Source organism: Haematobacter massiliensis (assembly GCF_000740795.1).
GTDB classification, from domain to species: Bacteria; Pseudomonadota; Alphaproteobacteria; order Rhodobacterales; family Rhodobacteraceae; genus Haematobacter; species Haematobacter massiliensis.
The window spans coordinates 441344-457485 of record NZ_JGYG01000002.1 but is presented as its reverse complement, the minus strand read 5'-3'; the positions used below and the strand labels follow the sequence as shown (position 1 = coordinate 457485).

The window sequence follows — 16142 nt, the reverse complement described above, 5'->3', positions numbered from 1 at the left end:
CGCATCCCTTCGTCACCCCTGCACCCTGGCAGAAACAGCTTTATGGAAGGTTTATGCGACGCCCGCTTTCAGACCGGATCGGCAACACCACGGGGCCACGGCGTGGCAGCATCACCCGAAAAGCCGCCCCCGACTGGCCGGGGAGGTAGGAGAGTTTGCCCCCCAGCCTCTCCATGACCTCCCGCGAGATGGCGAGTCCGAGCCCCGCACCTCCCGCACGATTTCCGTCGGTCACCCTGTAGAATTTCTCGAAGACCAGCGTACGATGACGCGGCGCGATGCCCTGGCCGTTATCGATGAAGTCGATGGCGAGCCGCCCGCGCGGCAGGGGCGTCACCTCGATCCGCAGCGTGGGAACTGCCGCATCGCAGTATTTCCGCGCATTGGAGATCAGGTTGATGAACACCTGGGTGAGCCGACCGGGATCGGTGACGATCTCCGTCCCTTCGCCTGCCGGATCGCGGTTGAGCCGGAGACGCGGCCCTTCCCCGCCGGCCTGCGCCGCGGCGAGAGCGGTATCGATCAGATCGCCCAGCCGGACCTTTTGAAGATCGAGCTGCACCTCGCCATGCTCCAGAACCGAGAGATCAAGGAGATCGTCAAGCAGCCGGGTCAGCCGCGCGGATTCGGCGGCCATGATCCCTGCATAATGCCGCTGACGCTCGGGCGGCAGGTCGCCCTCCTCCGCCAGTATCTGCGAGAATGCCCGGATGGAGGTCATCGGCGTGCGAAGCTCATGGCTTATCTGACCCAGAAACGCATCCTTCTGGACGGAGAGGGCCGTCAGCTTTTCGTTGGCGGCGCGAAGCTGGCGGGCGGTGCGCGCGAGTTCCTCCGACTTGGTTTCGAGCTGGCTGGAGTATTCCATGATCTGTGCGGTTTCATTGGCCACCGCCATGAGATCCTCCACCGTCACCAATGCCCGCCCGGCAAGCTGCGCGAGCATTGCGTGAGCCGTGGCCGCCCCCACCGAACCGGCGAGACGCCGCTCCAGCCGGCCAAGGAATTCCGGCGTCGTCTCCGGCAGGAGGCTCGACTGTCCCTGCGCCGCCGCCTCCCTGGAGAACAGGTCCTGCGCATCGTCGCGTCCGAGAATCCGCTGGGCGAGGACGAGAAGCTCCTCCGCCTCCGCCCCGCTCCGCCGCCATCCGCCAGGGGTCGCATCCGCTTCAAACGCATTGACGAACTGAACGCCCTGAAGACGCTCTATCGGCGTGGGGAAAGTCAGGAGCGACACCACGATATAGGCCAGCGTGTTGAGCAGCATGGACCAGAAGAGCGCGTGCAGCAGCGGGTCCAGAGTATCCATTCCCAGCAGATGCGTGGGCCGGAGCCATCCGAAGCCGAAGGGTCCGGCAGTCAGAAGCCCGGCGGCCCAGCCCGGCGCCAATGTGGGCAGGAGCAGGCAATAGGCCCAGAGCGCCGCCCCGATAAGAAGCCCCGCCATGGCCCCCGATCGCGTGGCGCCCCGCCAGCAAAGCCCGCCCACAAGCGCGGGCAGCACCTGCGCGGCACCGACGAACGAGATAAGGCCGATTTCGGAGAGGGCGGCTGCCTCGTTCATCATGCGGTAGTAGACATAGCCGAGGGCAAGCACGCCAAGGATCGACAGCCGCCGCGCGGTAAGGACAACGCCCCGCAGATCTTCGCTCACGCCCGGCCGGATGCGCAGCCAGAGCGGCGTCACGATATGGTTGGACACCATTGTGGCGAGCGCGATTGCCGCGACGATGACCATGGACGTGGCGGAGGAGAAACCGCCCAGGAACGCCAGCATGGCAAGCCATCCCTTGTCGAAGGCCAGCGGCAGTGTCAGGACGAACAGGTCGGGATTGGAACCTGCGGGCATGTGTTCCAGTCCGATCACCGCGATGGGCACGATGAACAGGCTCATCCCGATCAGGTAGAGCGGAAACGCCCAGCCCGCCGTGGCCAGGTAGCGCTCGTTGGTGTTCTCCACCACCAGCACCTGAAACATGCGCGGCAGCGTGAAGATCGCCGCCCCTGACAGCAGCGTCAGCCCCGCCCAGCGGCTCGGGACCAGCGTGCTGGCGGCAATCGGTGAGGTTTCGATGCGGCGATACATGTCGACAGGCCCCGCCGCCACGAACCATACCACCCAGATACCGACAGCGATCAGCGCCACCAGTTTCACCACCGCCTCCACCGCGATGGCGCCGACAACCCCGTGGTTCTGTTCGTTCGCGGCGATCTTGCGCGTGCCGAACAGGATGGTGAAGAAGGCCAGCCCCACCGCCACCCAGAGCGCCGTGCCGGAGCCGGAGGCCGTCCACTCCTCCGGCACATCCGCGGCAAAGACCCCGAAGGACAGCGTGACGGATCGCAGTTGCAGCGCGATATAGGGCGTGGCGGCGGCGACGGAGATCAGCGTGACCATGACCGCGACCCGGCTCGACTTCCCGTAGCGGGCGGAGACGAGATCCGCGATGGAGGTCACCCGCTGCTGCCGCCCGATCCGCACGAGCTTGCGGAGAAGAAGCCACCATCCGGCAAACACCAGCGTCGGCCCCAGATAGATGGTCGCGAACTCCAGCCCCGAGCGCGCGGCATAGCCCACCGCGCCGTAAAACGTCCAGGCGGTGCAGTAGATGGACAGCGACAGGGTGTAGACGAGCGGCGAGCGCAGCAGCCGGAGCCGCCCGGCCTGCGCCTGCCGCTCCGCCCAGAACGCGACGAGGAACAAAAAGACCACATACGCCAGGCAGACAAGCAGCAGGAGTTTGAACGGAATCACGCCGCCGCTCCTCCCGCCGGGGTTCGGACCGCCGGGGTTCGGAGCGTCACGACCCTGACGGAGACCTCGCCCCGGCTCCCGCTGTACGGCAAGGCAGGCGTCATGGCTCGTGGCCTTCGGTCGGCTCCCCCTCGCCGCCCGTCAGCCGTGCGAGGCGGCGGGACATGGCGAGGGCCGCCACGATCAGCAGCAGCCACACGGCAAAGACGTAAAGCCCGACAGCCGCCAGCGATGCCTCCTCCCATAGAAGGGGGAGCAGAAACAGCATCAGGCCCAGAGCGGGCAACACCCGCGCCGCATCCACCACCCGCCGCATCCGGTAGGTCTGACGCGCAAGGAACACCGGCTGCGGACCGCGCGCCATTGATCTATCCTCCCGCCAGATCGCGCACGGCGGCAAGCATGTCGGCATTGGAGAAGGGCTTGGCCACGAAGCGGCTCGCCCCGAGCCGCTCCGCCAGTTCCCGATCCTTCAGCTGGCTTCGCGCCGTGAGCATGAGAACCGGGATGGCGCGCGTCGCCGGATCGTCGCGCATGTCCTTCAGGATGTCGAAGCCGGAGCGTCCGGGAAGCATCACATCAAGAATGACGAGCAGCGGGTTGCAGGAATGGATCGCGGCCATCGCGCTCGCTCCGTCCGCATGAGCGGCGACCTCCCAACCGTCGCGGGCAAGGATATAGCGGATTGCCTCGGCGATATGGGGCTCGTCCTCGATGAGAAGCACGTCTCTCCGCATGGCGTGCGCCCCTCCCCGGTCGCGGCTTGCTTGTCTGCGACTATCGCGGAAGGGCGAGGGCCTGTCAAAATTCCCGATCAGGTGAGCTGGGTCAGGATCGACGGCTCTCGCCGTGCGATGCAGAAGGCGCGCGGGCAGACGCGGCAGCCGGTGCCCACCGGCAGGGGCGGTCCGCTTCCCTCGTCCGGGAGAAGCAGCATCGCCGCCTCCACCACCTCTCCCGCCGCGAAACCGTCGGGCCAGCGCCGCTCCGCCGCTGCCCATACACGGAAGATCCGCGGCGAGCGGCCTGCCATCTCCACCCGCGCGCTGATCGGTTCGCCGGGGCGCGACAAGGCCCGGTAGATCGGCCAGAGCGGGCAGCCCGCCCCGAAGCGGGGCAGCGGAAAATCAGGCAGCGGCCGGCGGAAGCTCAGTGTGCCGGACGCGTCGCACAGCACGAAACCCACCTTTTCCAGCAGCGCCCCCGCGCGCCGCAGAACCGCTGTCGTCGGCACACCGAACCGGGCGGCAAGGCGGGTCGGGTCAGGCGCTTCGGCCCACAGGGCGCGGAACGGCTGTTCCGGCATGAGGCGTGCATCCTCCCGGTAGCGCTCCAGATGCCGCTCCGCCAGAAGCCGCGCGGAGGCAGAAGCCCCCGCCAGATCCCGCGCCTCCGTCAGAAGCCGTGCGGGTTCTTCGCTCCCCTCGAGCAAGGGAAAGTGATAGCCGCGCCCCTCCAGCCAGTTCTCCACCTCCTCCTGCGGAGAAGCGAGGCCCATCCGCTCCTCCGGCACGTTGTCGAGGTAATCGACCAGGGCTTCAGCCGCATGGGCCAGCCGTTCGGAATCGCTTCGCAGATTGCCGTGGAACCTTGCGCGCCATGCCGGGTCTATGTCGTCCGTCTCCGCAAGGATCTCCGCCGTCGTGCGGATGGAGGTAATGGCGGAAAGAACCTCATGCAGCGCGGTGGAAAGGTAAGGGTCATGGGCGAGACGGTCGGTCAGCGTCTCCACCGCCCGTTCCAGCCCCTGCACCTGTCGTGCCTGTGCGGCGAGAAGACCTGCCCAACCGGGAAAGCGGCCTGCGAATTCCTCCAGACGGTCAAGCTCCGTCTCGCGCGCCGCCCCACCGGCGGCGGCCAGACGCAGGCCGTCGATCACGCGGGCCTCACCCCCCTCGCTCAACGCCGCCGTCTCCGTGCCGAGGGCATGGGCGATACGGTCCAGCAAGTCCTCGCTCACCCTGCGGCGATTATGTTCGATGAGGTTGAGATAGGAGGCCGACACCCCCGCAGCCCGTGCAAGCTCCGCCTGTCGCAGGCCGAGCAGCCCCCGCCGCTCCCGGATGCGGCTGCCGAGCAATGACCGTCGCGCCATTCCGTCCCCCCCCGAAATCCGGCCCCGCCCAGCAGGATGCGCGGCGGACGGCAGAGTGACAAGCACCCTCCGAACACTCTGTCCGAGCGCCTGCCCGACAGGACGCGCAGCAGGGCGGCGCCCCCCACAGGTGACGCGCCGCAGAGCAGGGTCGCAAGCGGCGCGGATCACATCACGGCAGCGCCCGATCCGGCGGCAGAAAGCCGGTGGAGAGCAGGCTTACCCAATCGTCGAACCCCTGCTCTTTCGCGCGGGCGATCATTTCCGCCGCATCATAGGGGATGAGCCTGAAATTGACGTGCCAGCCCTGCGCGCCCTCCTCAAGCACCGCATAGGAGGCATGGGGAACCCCTGCCTCCACCCGGTGCGGCAGGGGCGTGTCGTCGGCATAGCCCGGACAGCCCACGCTGCCGGGATTGACCACGAGCCGTCCGTCCGACAGCCGGACCGCGCGGGAAAGATGCGTATGCCCGCAGAGCAGCAACCGCTCCGTCAGCCCATGCGCAGGCGCCTCCGCCTCCTCCAGCGTCGCGGGGCGCATCACGCCCTCGCCCGCCACCCGATGCAGCCAGTAGGTCAGGTCATCGCCGGGGGTGGCGTGGCAGAGGAACACGCCATCCACCACCCGGCATGGCGGCAGACCGCCGAGCCATACCCGCGTCTCCTCATCAATGAGCGGCGCGGTGACATCCTCCCAGCTGGACCCCGTCCGTCGCTCCGCCAGCCAGCGGTCATGGTTGCCCCGCACGGTCGGCAGGTCGAGCGCCATGAGCCGCCGGGCCGTTCCCGCCGGGTCGAGCGGCCCGGAGAGGCAATCGCCAAGATTGAGCACCTCTTCCACGCCCAGCGCGGCGATATCAGCCAGAACCGCCTCCAGCGCGGCGCTGTTGCCGTGGATATCCGCAATGGCGGCGAGGCGGCGGCGCATGGCTCAGTTCAAAGCCTTGTCTGTCACGGCATGCGTCCAGGCGCCGACCGGCTCCTTGGAGATCACCGGATCGGAGCCGCCACCCAGCAGCGTCTTGACCGTCCGCTCGTAATCCGCGGGATCGAGCGCACCGTTGGAGCCGGCTGTGAGCTTTGCCACTTCCGTCATCATGCGCTTCTGGTGCGAGTCGGTCTGTGCGCCGGTTTCATCGTATTCGAGCACGATCATCGCGGCATCGTCGGGATTCTCCTCCGCCCATTTCCAACCCTTCATGGAGGCGCGGACGAATTTCGCCATCCTCTCCACGAAAGCCGGGTCGGAGAGCTTGTCCTCCATCACGTAAAGCCCGTCCTCCAGCGTGGCGACGCCCTGATCCTCATATTTGAAGGTCACGAGCTGCTCCGGCGTGATACCGGCGTCGATCACCTGCCAGTATTCGTTGTAGGTCATCGTGGAGATGCAGGCGGCCTGCTTCTGGAGAAGCGGATCGACATTGAAGCCCTGCTTCATCACCGTCACCCCCTGCGGCGAACCGTCAGTCGGGATGCCGAGATGCGCCATCCAGCTCAGGAACGGGTATTCGTTGCCGAAGAACCAGACGCCGAGCGTATGGCCGGGAAAGTCCTTGGGCGTGGCGACGCCGCTTTCCTTCAGGCAGGTCAGCATCATGCCGGAGGTCTTGTAGGGCTGGGCGATGTTGACGACCGGCGTGCCCGCCTCCCGCGCGGCGAGGGCGGAGGGCATCCAGTCCACCATCACGTCGGCGCCGCCCCCCAGCAGCACCTGCACCGGAGCGATGTCCGGCCCGCCGGGGCGTATGGTGACGTCCAGCCCTTCCGCCTCGTAGAAACCCTGATCGAGCGCCACGTAGTAGCCCGCGAATTGCGCCTGCGTGACCCATTTCAGCTGAAGCGTGACCGCATCGGCCGCCATCGCGGCCCCTGCGCCGCCCGCAGAGGCCAGTGCTGCCGCAAAAAGGATCTTCTTCATGTCGAACTCCCTGTTGCCGCGGTGTTTCCCGCGATTTCCTGTTCCAGCTTTGCACCTTCCGGCATCGTTGAGAAGCGATGACGGAGGCTTCCTCTCAGCCGCCGCGCTGGGCGGGGTGCCAGAAGGTCACCGCCCGCTCCGCCAGAGCGATGAGGCCATAGAAGGTCGTGCCTGCCACCGCCGCCACCGCGATCTCCGCCCAGACCATGTCAAGCCGCAGACGCCCCACTTCGGTGGAGATGCGGAACCCCATGCCGCGTGTGGGCGAGCCGAAGAACTCGGCCACGATGGCGCCGATGAGAGCCAGCGTCGCCGCAATCTTCAACCCGTTGAAGATGAATGGCATCGCTGCAGGAAGGCGCAGCTTGGCCAGCGACTGGCCATAGCGCGCACCATAGGTCCGCATCAGGTCACGCTGCATGGGCTGCGTGGCGCGAAGTCCCTCCATGGCGTTCACCAGCACCGGAAAGAACACCATGACCACCACGACCGCCGCCTTCGACTGCCAGTCGAACCCGAACCACATGACAAGGATGGGGGCGATACCGATGACGGGAAGGGCCGCCACGAAGTTGCCGATCGGCAGCAGACCGCGCTGAAGAAAGGGGGAGCGGTCGACGGCGACGGCGGTCAGCAGCGCTGCCACGGAGCCGATGGCCCAGCCGGTCAGCGCGCCCTTGAGGAAGGTCTGGACGAAATCCTCCCGGAGCAGAGCCGCGTTCCGCCAGACCGCCAATCCGATAGCGGAGGGCGGAGGCAGGATCGCGCCCGGCACGCCGAGGCCGCGAACCACGCCCTCCCACAGCACGAGCACCGTCACACCGAAAAGAAGCGGCACCGCGACCCTGACCCAGCGGCGGCGGGCGAAGCGCCCGTTCGCCAGACCGACGTTCATCGCCCAGGCTGCGAGCCAGAAGAGAAGTGCACCGATCAGCCAGCCCGACACGCGACTGCCTTTCGGATGTCGGGGCACGGAAAGGCCGGGGCATCGAACCCCGGCCTTTCCGGCTGCCGCCCGCGACTGGTGAGGACAGAGCTGCCAGTCACTTCGCAAGCCCCATGCTTCCCAGCACCAGCCGCTGCACAAGCCCCACCACCCCCACAAGAGCCGCAGCCAGCGCGGCTGCCATGAAGAGCGCCGTCCAGATCTGCACGGTCTGCCCGTAATAGGAACCGGAGAGCAGCCGCGCCCCCAGCCCCGCGACCGCACCAGTGGGCATTTCCCCCACGATCGCGCCGACGAGGGCCGCGGCCGCCGCCACCTTCAGCGCGGTAAAGAGCCACGGCAGAGAGGCCGGGACGCGGAGTTTCAGAAAGGTCTGCAAACCGCTGGCCGAATAGGTGCGCATGAGGTCGAGATCCGATACCTCGGGGCTTCGCAACCCCTTGGCCATGCCAACCACGACGGGGAAGAACGACAGATAGGCCGCAATCACCGCCTTCGGGAGCAGCCCTGTCACCCCCACCGAATTCAGCACCACGATGATCATCGGCGCGATGGCGAGGATGGGGATCGTCTGGCTGGCGATGGCCCAGGGCATGACGCTCATGTCCATCACGCGGGAGTGGACGATGCCGATAGCGAGCGCGATGCCCGCCGCTGTCCCGATGGCAAAGCCCAGAAGCGTGGCGGAAAGCGTGATCCAGGCGTGGTAGAGGAGGCTGCGTTTCGACGTGGGCGGCAGGGTGGCCACGGATTTCCAGAGCTCCGCCGCCACCTGATGCGGCGCGGGCAGCTTCGGGCGGTCCTGCGCCATGGTGTCGCGCAGCACGTCCAGAAGGCCCGGCGTGGTGCCGGCGCGGGCCGCCTGATCCCAAGTCCAGGCGGCGTTCAGCCAGATGGCCGCCAGATACCAGAGCGCGATGATCGCAAGGACGACCGTGAGGACCGGCAGGATCGCGGCGGAGGCCCTACGCATCATGGCCCCAGCGGAGCAGGATGTCGGGCAGGCCCTCTTCATTGCCCGCGCCATCCGTGCGGGCCACCTCACGGAACCCCTGCCGGGCGTAGAAGGCACGGGCCGGGGTGTTGGCCTCAAAACACCACAGGGTGAGGCCGCCGGGATGGCGCGCCTTGGCGTGAGCGATCAGCGCATGGCCCAGCCCCCGGCCCCGCGCCGCGGGTGCCACGACAAGCTGCACCACGACGCCTTCCGGCGACAGGGCGAGGAAACCCGCGGGCGGCTGGCCCGCCACAATCACTTCGTTTTCCGGGAACAACCGCGCCCGCATCCATCCGGCGGTCTCCGGCAGGTCATGCAGGCGGGGCATCCATTCCTCCGCGTCCAGCCAGCCTTGCAGGAGCGCCGCGCAGGCCGGAATGTCGGCGGGCGTGGCGAGGCGCAGGTCAAACGGCATCGCCATGCCCCGCGCGAAGCCCCTCGCGGACACGATGGGCGATGGCGATGAACTCCTGGCTGTCGCGGATGTCGAGCGGGCGGTGGCGGGGCAGCGGGCTTTCGATCACATCGGTGATCCGCCCGGGGCGTGGCGACATGACCACGATGTGAGTGGAGAGATAGACCGCCTCCGGGATCGAATGGGTGACGAAGCCCACCGTCTTGCCCGTGCGCGCCCAGAGCGCCAGAAGCTGTTCGTTCAGCCGGTCGCGCACGATCTCATCCAGCGCGCCGAAGGGCTCGTCCATCAGCAGGATGTCCGCGTCGAAGGCCAGCGCTCGGGCGATGGAGGCGCGCTGCTGCATGCCGCCTGAGAGCTGCCACGGGTACTTCCGCGCGAAACCGCCGAGTTCCACCATATCGAGGACACGCGCCACACGCTCCCGCTGCTCCGCGCGCGGAAGACCCATGATCTCCAGCGGCAGTCGGACATTGGCGGCGATGGTGCGCCAGGGATAAAGCCCCGCCGCCTGAAAGACATAGCCATAGGAGCGCGCCCGCCGCGCCTCGTCCGGAGGCATGCCGTTGACGGTCAGGCTGCCGGATGTCGGCTCCTCCAGCCCCGCGATGGCGCGCAGGAATGTCGTCTTGCCGCAGCCGGAGGGGCCGATGAAGGAAACGAAGTCTCCCTGCCGGATGGTGAGGTTCACATCCTTCAGCGCGACGACAGGCCCATCTGCCGTGACGAAGGTCAGGCCGAGGCCATCCGCGGCGATCACGGGCTGCCGCTCCCTCATGGCTGTCTGCCCGCCGGTCCGGCTTTCGTCATCCATCTGCACGGTGGCGTCGCGGGCTTTCGGGCCGAATGGCGCGCCTGAACCGCCCATGCCCGGCCCCGGTCGGCCCCATGCCGCGCCCGATATCCCGCGGCAGCCGGAAAGGCCGGGGTTCGATGCCCCGGACTTTCCGACGCCCGGCAAGCGGTTGGGTTCATACGGACCTCGTGATGCCGCCGTCCACGCGGATGTTCTGTCCGGTAATGTAGCCGCCCCCGGGAGAAGCAAGGAAGGACACGGTCGCCGCGATCTCCTCCATATGCCCATACCGGCCCATCGGGATTCGCGCGCGCGCCGCTTCCTTCTCAGGCAGGCTGTCGATGAAACCGGGCAGAACGTTGTTCATCCGGACATTGTCGCGGGCATAGCGGTCCGAGAAGAGCTTGGTGAAGGCTGCCAGCCCCGCCCGTGCCACGCCCGATGTCGGAAACGCGGGGTCGGGTTCGAACGCCGCGAAAGTGGAGATGTTGATGATCGCGCCGCCGCCCTGCACCACCATGATGGGCGTGACCAGCCGCGTCGGGCGCACCGCGTTCAGAAAATAGGTGTCGATTCCCCGGTGCCAGTCCTGGTCCGTCAGGTCGAGGATATCGGCACGCGGCCCATGCCCGGCGGAATTCACCAGCACGTCGATCCGCCCCCAGCGCTCCATGGCGCCATCGACGAGCCGGCCGATATCGTCCTGCGATTGGTTGGAACCCGTGATGCCGAGGCCCCCGAGCTCCTCCGCGAGCGCCTCCCCCTTGCCGGAGGACGACAGGATACCGACCGCGAAACCGTCCTCGGCCAGGCGCCGGGCTGCTGCAGCACCCATGCCCGATCCGCCCGCCGTCACGAGGGCAACCTTCATCGCCGTCCCCCGAACCGCGCGCCAAACAGTGTGGCCAGTGCCATGGAACCCGCCACGATCGCCATGGAGCGAACGGGATGCCGATAAATCCACCAGGCGGATTTCATGTAGGCGGAGGGCAGGTGCGAGGGCCTGCGGGAGGGTTGTGTCATGTCATACTCCGGTTGCTGGGATGGGCCCACGGGGGATGGCGCGGGGTTCGGTCAGTTCCTTCCAGGTGGACAGAGCACGGCTGACCGGACCTGCGGGCGGGCGGTCCACGAAGCGGCCGTGCCCTTCTGCGGGACGGAGCGCGCCCTCCTCCGCCATCACGCGCCCGCGGGAGAGCACGAAGCGCGGCAGGCCCCGCACTTCCATCCCCTCGAACACGTTGTAGTCGATGGCGGACTGCTGCGAGGCCGCGCCGATGACCTTGCGCCTTTCAGGGTCGATGACCACCAGATCAGCATCCGCACCGACCAGCACGGCCCCCTTCCGGGGATAGATATTCAGGATCTTGGCGATATTCGTCGAGGTCACGGACACGAACTCGTTCGGCGTGAGCCGCCCCTGTTCCACCCCATAGGTCCAGAGCAACGCAAGGCGATCTTCCAGCCCGCCGGTGCCATTGGGGATCTTCGTGAAATCGCCCAGCCCGGTGCGCTTCTGCGCAGTGGTGAAGGCGCAGTGATCCGTCGCCACGCAGGACAACGTCCCCGCGGCCAGCCCGGCCCATAGCCCGTCCTGATGCGCCTTGCTGCGGAAGGGCGGCGACATCACGCGCCGGGCGGCATGGTCCCAGTCGGGGTTGGCATATTCGCTCTCGTCCAGCAGCAGATGCTGCACCAGCGGCTCGCCCCAGACGCGTTTGCCCTGCATCCGTGCCCGCCGGATGGCCTCATGCGCCTCCTCGCAGGAGACATGGACGATATAGACCGGCACCCCCGCCATGTCGGCGATGACGATGGCGCGGTTCGCGGCCTCCCCTTCCACGGCGGTCGGGCGACTGTAGGCATGTGCCTCCGGCCCGGTATTGCCCTCGGCCATGAGGCGCGCCTGCATCTGGGCCACGATATCGCCGTTCTCGGCATGCACGAAGGGGATGGCACCCAGATCCGCGCAGCGGCGGAAGGAGGCGAACATCTCCTCGTCGTTCACCATCAGCGAGCCCTTGTAGGCCATGAAGTGTTTGAAGGAGTTGATGCCGCGCTCCGTCACGGCCTTCATTTCGTCAAACACCTGCTGACCCCACCAGGTGATCGCCATGTGGAAGGAATAGTCGCAATGCGCGCGGGCGGATTTGTTGTCCCACATCTTCAGCGCATCGAGAAGCGACTGCCCCGGTTCCGGCAGAACGAAATCAACCGTCATCGTTGTCCCGCCCGCCAGCGCGGCGCGGGTGCCGCTGTCGAAATCATCGGCGGAATAGGTGCCCATGAAAGGCATCTCGAAATGCGTATGCGGGTCGATCCCGCCCGGCGCGACATAGCAACCGGTGGCGTCAAGAACGGTATCGCCCGAAAGGTCAGGCCCGATGGCGGCGATACGCCCGTCTTCCACCAGAACATCGGCCCTGTAGGTCAGGTCCGCTGTAAGGACGGTGCCGTTCTTTATTACCGTGGACATAAGAACCCCCGCCTTCCGTTATCATGTTCGATCGCCAGACCCCGGTTCAGGATTGCGCTTCCCTGACCTGCGAAGGTGCCATCGGGAGCAACCCCTGCCCCGCCGCCGGGGGTCTTGCGACGCCAGTATGCGTCATCTCCGATCAGCCGGAACTTCACGGCGTTTTCATCCTGTCTCTCCGCCACCGGGCGGGAAGCACTCGCGGACCGGCAGCGGGTCGAGGCGGCCCTTTACGGGCTTCGCCTCCCGCAGGGTCCGGGCGCAGACCATTCTCAAACGACGACCTCCGCGCTTTTCAGGACCGCGTGCAGCAGCACGTTCGTGCCCTTCTCCGCCCATTCCGGGGTGATTTCCTCGGCCTCGTTATGGCTCACGCCATCCTTGCAGGGGCAGAAGATCATCGTCGCGGGGGCAACCTGGGCAGCCCAGCAGGCGTCATGACCCGCGCCGGAGACGATGTTGCAGTGGCTGTAGCACAGTTCCTCTGCCGCCGCGCGCACATTCCCGACCAGGGCTTCGTCGAATGTCACCGGCTCGAAATGGCCAACCGCCTCCACCGCGCAGCCGACGCCGAGCCCCTCACAGATGGCCGCGGCCTCCGTCTCGATCCGGTAGCGCATGCGGGCCAGCTTTTCGGCGTCCGGGGTGCGGAGATCCACCGTGAAAACGACCTTTCCGGGGAGGACATTGCGCGAGTTCGGGAAGAAGCGCGCCTGCCCCACACCCGCGACCGCATCGGGTTGCTCCTCCATCGCGATCCGCTGCACGCTCTCGAGGATCCGGCCTATGGCGAGGCCCGCGTTCACCCGCATCGCCATCGGCGTGGAGCCGGTATGCGCCTCCCGGCCCTCCAGCGTGAACTCCAGCCACCAAAGGCCCTGACAGTGGGTAACGACCCCGATATCGACATCCTCCGCCTCAAGGATCGGACCCTGTTCGATGTGGAGTTCGTAATAGGCGTGCATGCGGCGGGCACCGACCTCTTCATCCCCCTTCCAGCCGATGCGCTCAAGCTCCGCGCCGTAGGTCAGCCCATCCGCATCGCTGCGGCTGTAGGCATGCTCAAGGTCGATCACGCCGGCAAAGACGCCGGATGCCAGCATTGCCGGGGCAAAGCGCGCCCCTTCCTCGTTCGCCCAGTTCGTGACGACGATCGGATGCTTCGTGCGGATGTCCAGATCGTTCAGCGTGCGGATCACCTCCAGCCCGGCGAGCACGCCCAGCACCCCATCGAACCTCCCGCCCGTCGGCTGGGTGTCGAGATGGGATCCGACATAGATCGGCAGCGCCGCCTCATCCGTGCCGGGACGGGTCGCGAACATCGTGCCCATCGCATCGACGCCCATCGTCAATCCCGCGGCCTCGCACCAGCGGGCAAAGAGCGCGCGTCCCTCGCCATCCGCATCGGTGAGCGTCTGGCGGTTGTTGCCGCCTGCCACCCCCGGCCCGATCTCCGCCATGTCCATGAGACTCGTCCACAGCCGCGCGCCGTCGACCTTCAGATTCCCGGCTGCTGCCGTCATATTCCGTCCTGCCTGTTCTTCCGCGCGCCTGTCCGGCAGCGCCTCTGGACGCTATCAAAGGCCGGTAGCCAGTCAACCCGGCGAGAAGGGCCGCGGTCGCTTCTCTGGCGCAAAGCCGCGGAAACGCCTATCATCGAGGCAACAGGAGATCGCGATGAAGCCAGAGATCACGGTCCGCCCCGCTCGCAAGACGCGGATACAACGCAAGAATTCCGACGCGATCCTTGAGGCCGCGCTCGACCTATTCTCCCAGCAGGGGTTTCGAGGCACCACGCTCGACGCCATCTCGGGGGCGGCCGGGCTGTCGAAACCGAACCTGCTCTATTACTTCCCTTCGAAGGAGGCGATCTATCTCGCGCTGATCGGCCGGATGCTGGAAAGCTGGCTAGACCCCCTCCGCGCACTGGACCCGGCGGGCGAGCCGGTGGAGGAGATCCTCGCCTATGTCCGCCGCAAGCTGGAGATGAGCCGACAGTTCCCGCGTGAAAGCCGATTGTTCGCCAATGAGGTTCTGCAAGGTGCTCCGCATATCGGCGGGGTGCTTGCAGGGGCGCTGGCGGAACTGGTGGAGGAGAAGGCGCAGCTCATCGCGCGCTGGTCGTCAGAAGGGCGGATCGCTGTGGTCCATCCCAAGCACCTGATCTTCTCCATCTGGGCGGAGACGCAGCACTATGCCGATTTCGATGTGCAGGTGCGCGCCGTGCTCGGCCCCCATGAAAGCGACCCCTTCCCGTCGGCGGAAGCCCATCTCGACCTGCTGTTCAGAAAGCTGCTGCAACCATGACCGATACGATCCATGACGTGCCCCGCGATGCGCTTGTCAGGCATCTGCGCGACAGCCTCGGACAGTCCGCACGCTTGCGCAAGGAGGGCGGGTCCGCGCTCCTGACGGTCGAGGACAGTCCCGAACCGGGAGTGGAGAGCCACGTCACGCTCGGCCTGTCGGCGCTTCCGCTCCGGCTGGATGACGGCACAATGGCCGGCCACGGCGCGGAGATCGTGCTTGCCTCTGTGGTCGGTGAAGAAGGCGCGGGACTGCTGGCCGATATCGCGCAGCAGGTCGCGGAGCATGGCAAGGCGCTGGTGCCCGACATGATCCTGACCGATGCGCTGAAGGGGCGCAAAGGCATCGCGCCGCATCTGCCCCATGTGCTCCTCTCCGCGCCTTTCCTCTGGAATACGCCACCTGCGCCGCTTCGCCTGCCCGAAAGGCTGGTGCTATTCCTGCAGGCCATCCCGATCAGCGAAGCTGAGCGTGGCCTGGCCCTGAAGCAGGGCGCCGAACGGCTGGAGGATCTGCTGGAAGAAGCCGAAGCCGACATACTCGATTTCGAGCGCGCCTCGGTGGCGTAGAGGGCGCGGCCCGTGAGCCACGCCCCTTTCTTCAACGACGGCGCAGCCGCAGACCGGCCGCCGCCGCGATACCGCCCATCAGCAGCAGGCCCGCCGCAGGCAGCGGAACCGTGGAGGGCGGCGGCAGGCTGCCTTCATCAAGCAGCGCGTATTTCACCTGCCCTCCCGCAACCAGATACTCTCCGAAACCGTCGCCCCAGAAGGAGACCGTCTCGAAGCTGCCGGTATCGTCGAACGCCGCCACGAAGATTTCGTTGACGATGGAGCCGTTTCCATCCTGCGACGGAAACTGTCCTTCGGATTGCTCCGTCGCGCTCCCCACGAGGATCGGAGCACCCCCGTCAAACGAAATATAGAGGTTTGTCGGAAGGAAGCAGCAGGTCGCCCAATCGCCCACCTCGAAACCGAAGGCGTTGACCTTGTCCTTGAAGGTGAAGGTAATGCCGCTTCCGAAGGCCCCCAGCCCTGGACCTGTTCCCGAAGGACTTATGCCCAGCACCTGACCGGACAGAGTACCGTAGGTAGTGGAGTAGAGCGTTCCGCCATCGTTCTTGGTGATGGTGTAATCGCCCCTGTCGAAGCTGTCCGAAGCATACGGCAGATCATCAAGGACATCGTTCTTGACCACGCCCTCCGCCGCGGTGACCGTCGCGTCGAACTTCTGCTTGCCCGCCTTGACCCCGTCATAAACTGTCAGGGTTGTTGCTTGCGCCATGAGTGCAGACATGGAGAGCGCGAATGCGCCCACAAAAGCTAGTTTCATAAAACCTCCCCAATACAATAGGCTCTTGGACCAGTGCTCGGAGCCTGGACGAAAGCTAATCGCTTTCTTTTAGAAGATTAACTATATTTTTACCGAAAGGCCAAG

At 66.5% G+C, this 16142-nt stretch carries 17 protein-coding genes; 2 read left to right on the top strand and 15 right to left on the bottom strand.

Annotated features, from left to right (window positions below; genetic code table 11):
- Positions 1–40: 40 nt before the first annotated feature.
- The 14 genes from CN97_RS05290 to CN97_RS05230 form a co-directional block, all read right to left on the bottom strand.
- Positions 41–2752, bottom strand: coding sequence for an ATP-binding protein (locus tag CN97_RS05290; protein ID WP_035708433.1), 2712 nt, complete (start codon positions 2750–2752; stop codon positions 41–43).
- A 103-nt stretch (positions 2753–2855) separates the two neighbouring features.
- Positions 2856–3119 (bottom strand): hypothetical protein, encoded by a 264-nt coding sequence (locus CN97_RS05285; RefSeq protein WP_035708084.1) that lies wholly within the window; start codon positions 3117–3119, stop codon positions 2856–2858.
- Between the two features lie 4 nt (positions 3120–3123).
- The gene (locus CN97_RS05280; protein WP_035708081.1) at positions 3124–3492 is read right to left on the bottom strand and encodes a response regulator transcription factor; all 369 of its coding nucleotides are present in this window, start codon (positions 3490–3492) and stop codon (positions 3124–3126) included.
- Positions 3493–3569: 77 nt separating this feature from the next.
- The gene (locus CN97_RS05275; RefSeq protein WP_035708076.1) at positions 3570–4850 is read right to left on the bottom strand and encodes a helix-turn-helix transcriptional regulator; all 1281 of its coding nucleotides are present in this window, start codon (positions 4848–4850) and stop codon (positions 3570–3572) included.
- A gap of 172 nt (positions 4851–5022) precedes the next feature.
- Positions 5023–5778, bottom strand: a complete 756-nt coding sequence (locus tag CN97_RS05270; protein ID WP_035708073.1) for a metallophosphoesterase family protein — start codon at positions 5776–5778, stop codon at positions 5023–5025.
- A 3-nt stretch (positions 5779–5781) separates the two neighbouring features.
- Positions 5782–6768 (bottom strand): ABC transporter substrate-binding protein, encoded by a 987-nt coding sequence (locus tag CN97_RS05265; protein WP_035708070.1) that lies wholly within the window; start codon positions 6766–6768, stop codon positions 5782–5784.
- Between the two features lie 94 nt (positions 6769–6862).
- Positions 6863–7663, bottom strand: a complete 801-nt coding sequence (locus CN97_RS05260) for an ABC transporter permease (RefSeq protein ID WP_051910996.1) — start codon at positions 7661–7663, stop codon at positions 6863–6865.
- A 148-nt stretch (positions 7664–7811) separates the two neighbouring features.
- A complete protein-coding gene (locus tag CN97_RS05255; RefSeq protein WP_035708428.1) occupies positions 7812–8687 on the bottom strand; it encodes an ABC transporter permease in 876 nt (291 codons plus the stop codon).
- The gene (locus CN97_RS05250) at positions 8680–9132 is read right to left on the bottom strand and encodes a GNAT family N-acetyltransferase (RefSeq protein WP_051910995.1); all 453 of its coding nucleotides are present in this window, start codon (positions 9130–9132) and stop codon (positions 8680–8682) included. The genes CN97_RS05255 and CN97_RS05250 overlap by 8 nt, the downstream gene beginning before the upstream one ends.
- Entirely contained in the window at positions 9116–9904 is a 789-nt protein-coding gene (locus CN97_RS05245; protein ID WP_035708422.1) for an ABC transporter ATP-binding protein, read from the bottom strand. The genes CN97_RS05250 and CN97_RS05245 overlap by 17 nt, the downstream gene beginning before the upstream one ends.
- 193 nt (positions 9905–10097) lie before the next feature.
- The gene (locus CN97_RS05240) at positions 10098–10793 is read right to left on the bottom strand and encodes an SDR family oxidoreductase (RefSeq protein ID WP_035708068.1); all 696 of its coding nucleotides are present in this window, start codon (positions 10791–10793) and stop codon (positions 10098–10100) included.
- The gene (locus CN97_RS20545) at positions 10790–10945 is read right to left on the bottom strand and encodes a hypothetical protein (RefSeq protein ID WP_156969574.1); all 156 of its coding nucleotides are present in this window, start codon (positions 10943–10945) and stop codon (positions 10790–10792) included. Before CN97_RS20545 ends, CN97_RS05240 begins: the two co-directional genes overlap by 4 nt.
- A 1-nt stretch (position 10946) precedes the next feature.
- Positions 10947–12398: a dihydropyrimidinase gene (gene hydA / locus CN97_RS05235; protein WP_035708065.1), complete on the bottom strand. Its 1452-nt coding sequence runs from the start codon at positions 12396–12398 to the stop codon at positions 10947–10949.
- A gap of 272 nt (positions 12399–12670) precedes the next feature.
- Positions 12671–13921 (bottom strand): Zn-dependent hydrolase, encoded by a 1251-nt coding sequence (locus CN97_RS05230; protein ID WP_035708061.1) that lies wholly within the window; start codon positions 13919–13921, stop codon positions 12671–12673.
- A 154-nt stretch (positions 13922–14075) separates the two neighbouring features.
- On the opposite strand from CN97_RS05230, the gene CN97_RS05225 reads away from it, so the two are divergent.
- Both CN97_RS05225 and CN97_RS19745 read left to right on the top strand, forming a co-directional pair.
- Positions 14076–14705, top strand: coding sequence for a TetR family transcriptional regulator C-terminal domain-containing protein (locus tag CN97_RS05225; protein ID WP_035708058.1), 630 nt, complete (start codon positions 14076–14078; stop codon positions 14703–14705).
- Positions 14702–15274, top strand: a complete 573-nt coding sequence (locus CN97_RS19745) for a suppressor of fused domain protein (RefSeq protein WP_051910971.1) — start codon at positions 14702–14704, stop codon at positions 15272–15274. Before CN97_RS05225 ends, CN97_RS19745 begins: the two co-directional genes overlap by 4 nt.
- Positions 15275–15305: 31 nt before the next feature.
- Here the strand turns inward: CN97_RS19745 and CN97_RS05215 are convergent, their stop codons facing one another.
- On the bottom strand, positions 15306–16037 hold the full coding sequence (locus CN97_RS05215; RefSeq protein ID WP_035708055.1) for a VPLPA-CTERM sorting domain-containing protein: 732 nt from the start codon (positions 16035–16037) through the stop codon (positions 15306–15308).
- Between the last annotated feature and the right edge of the window lie 105 nt (positions 16038–16142).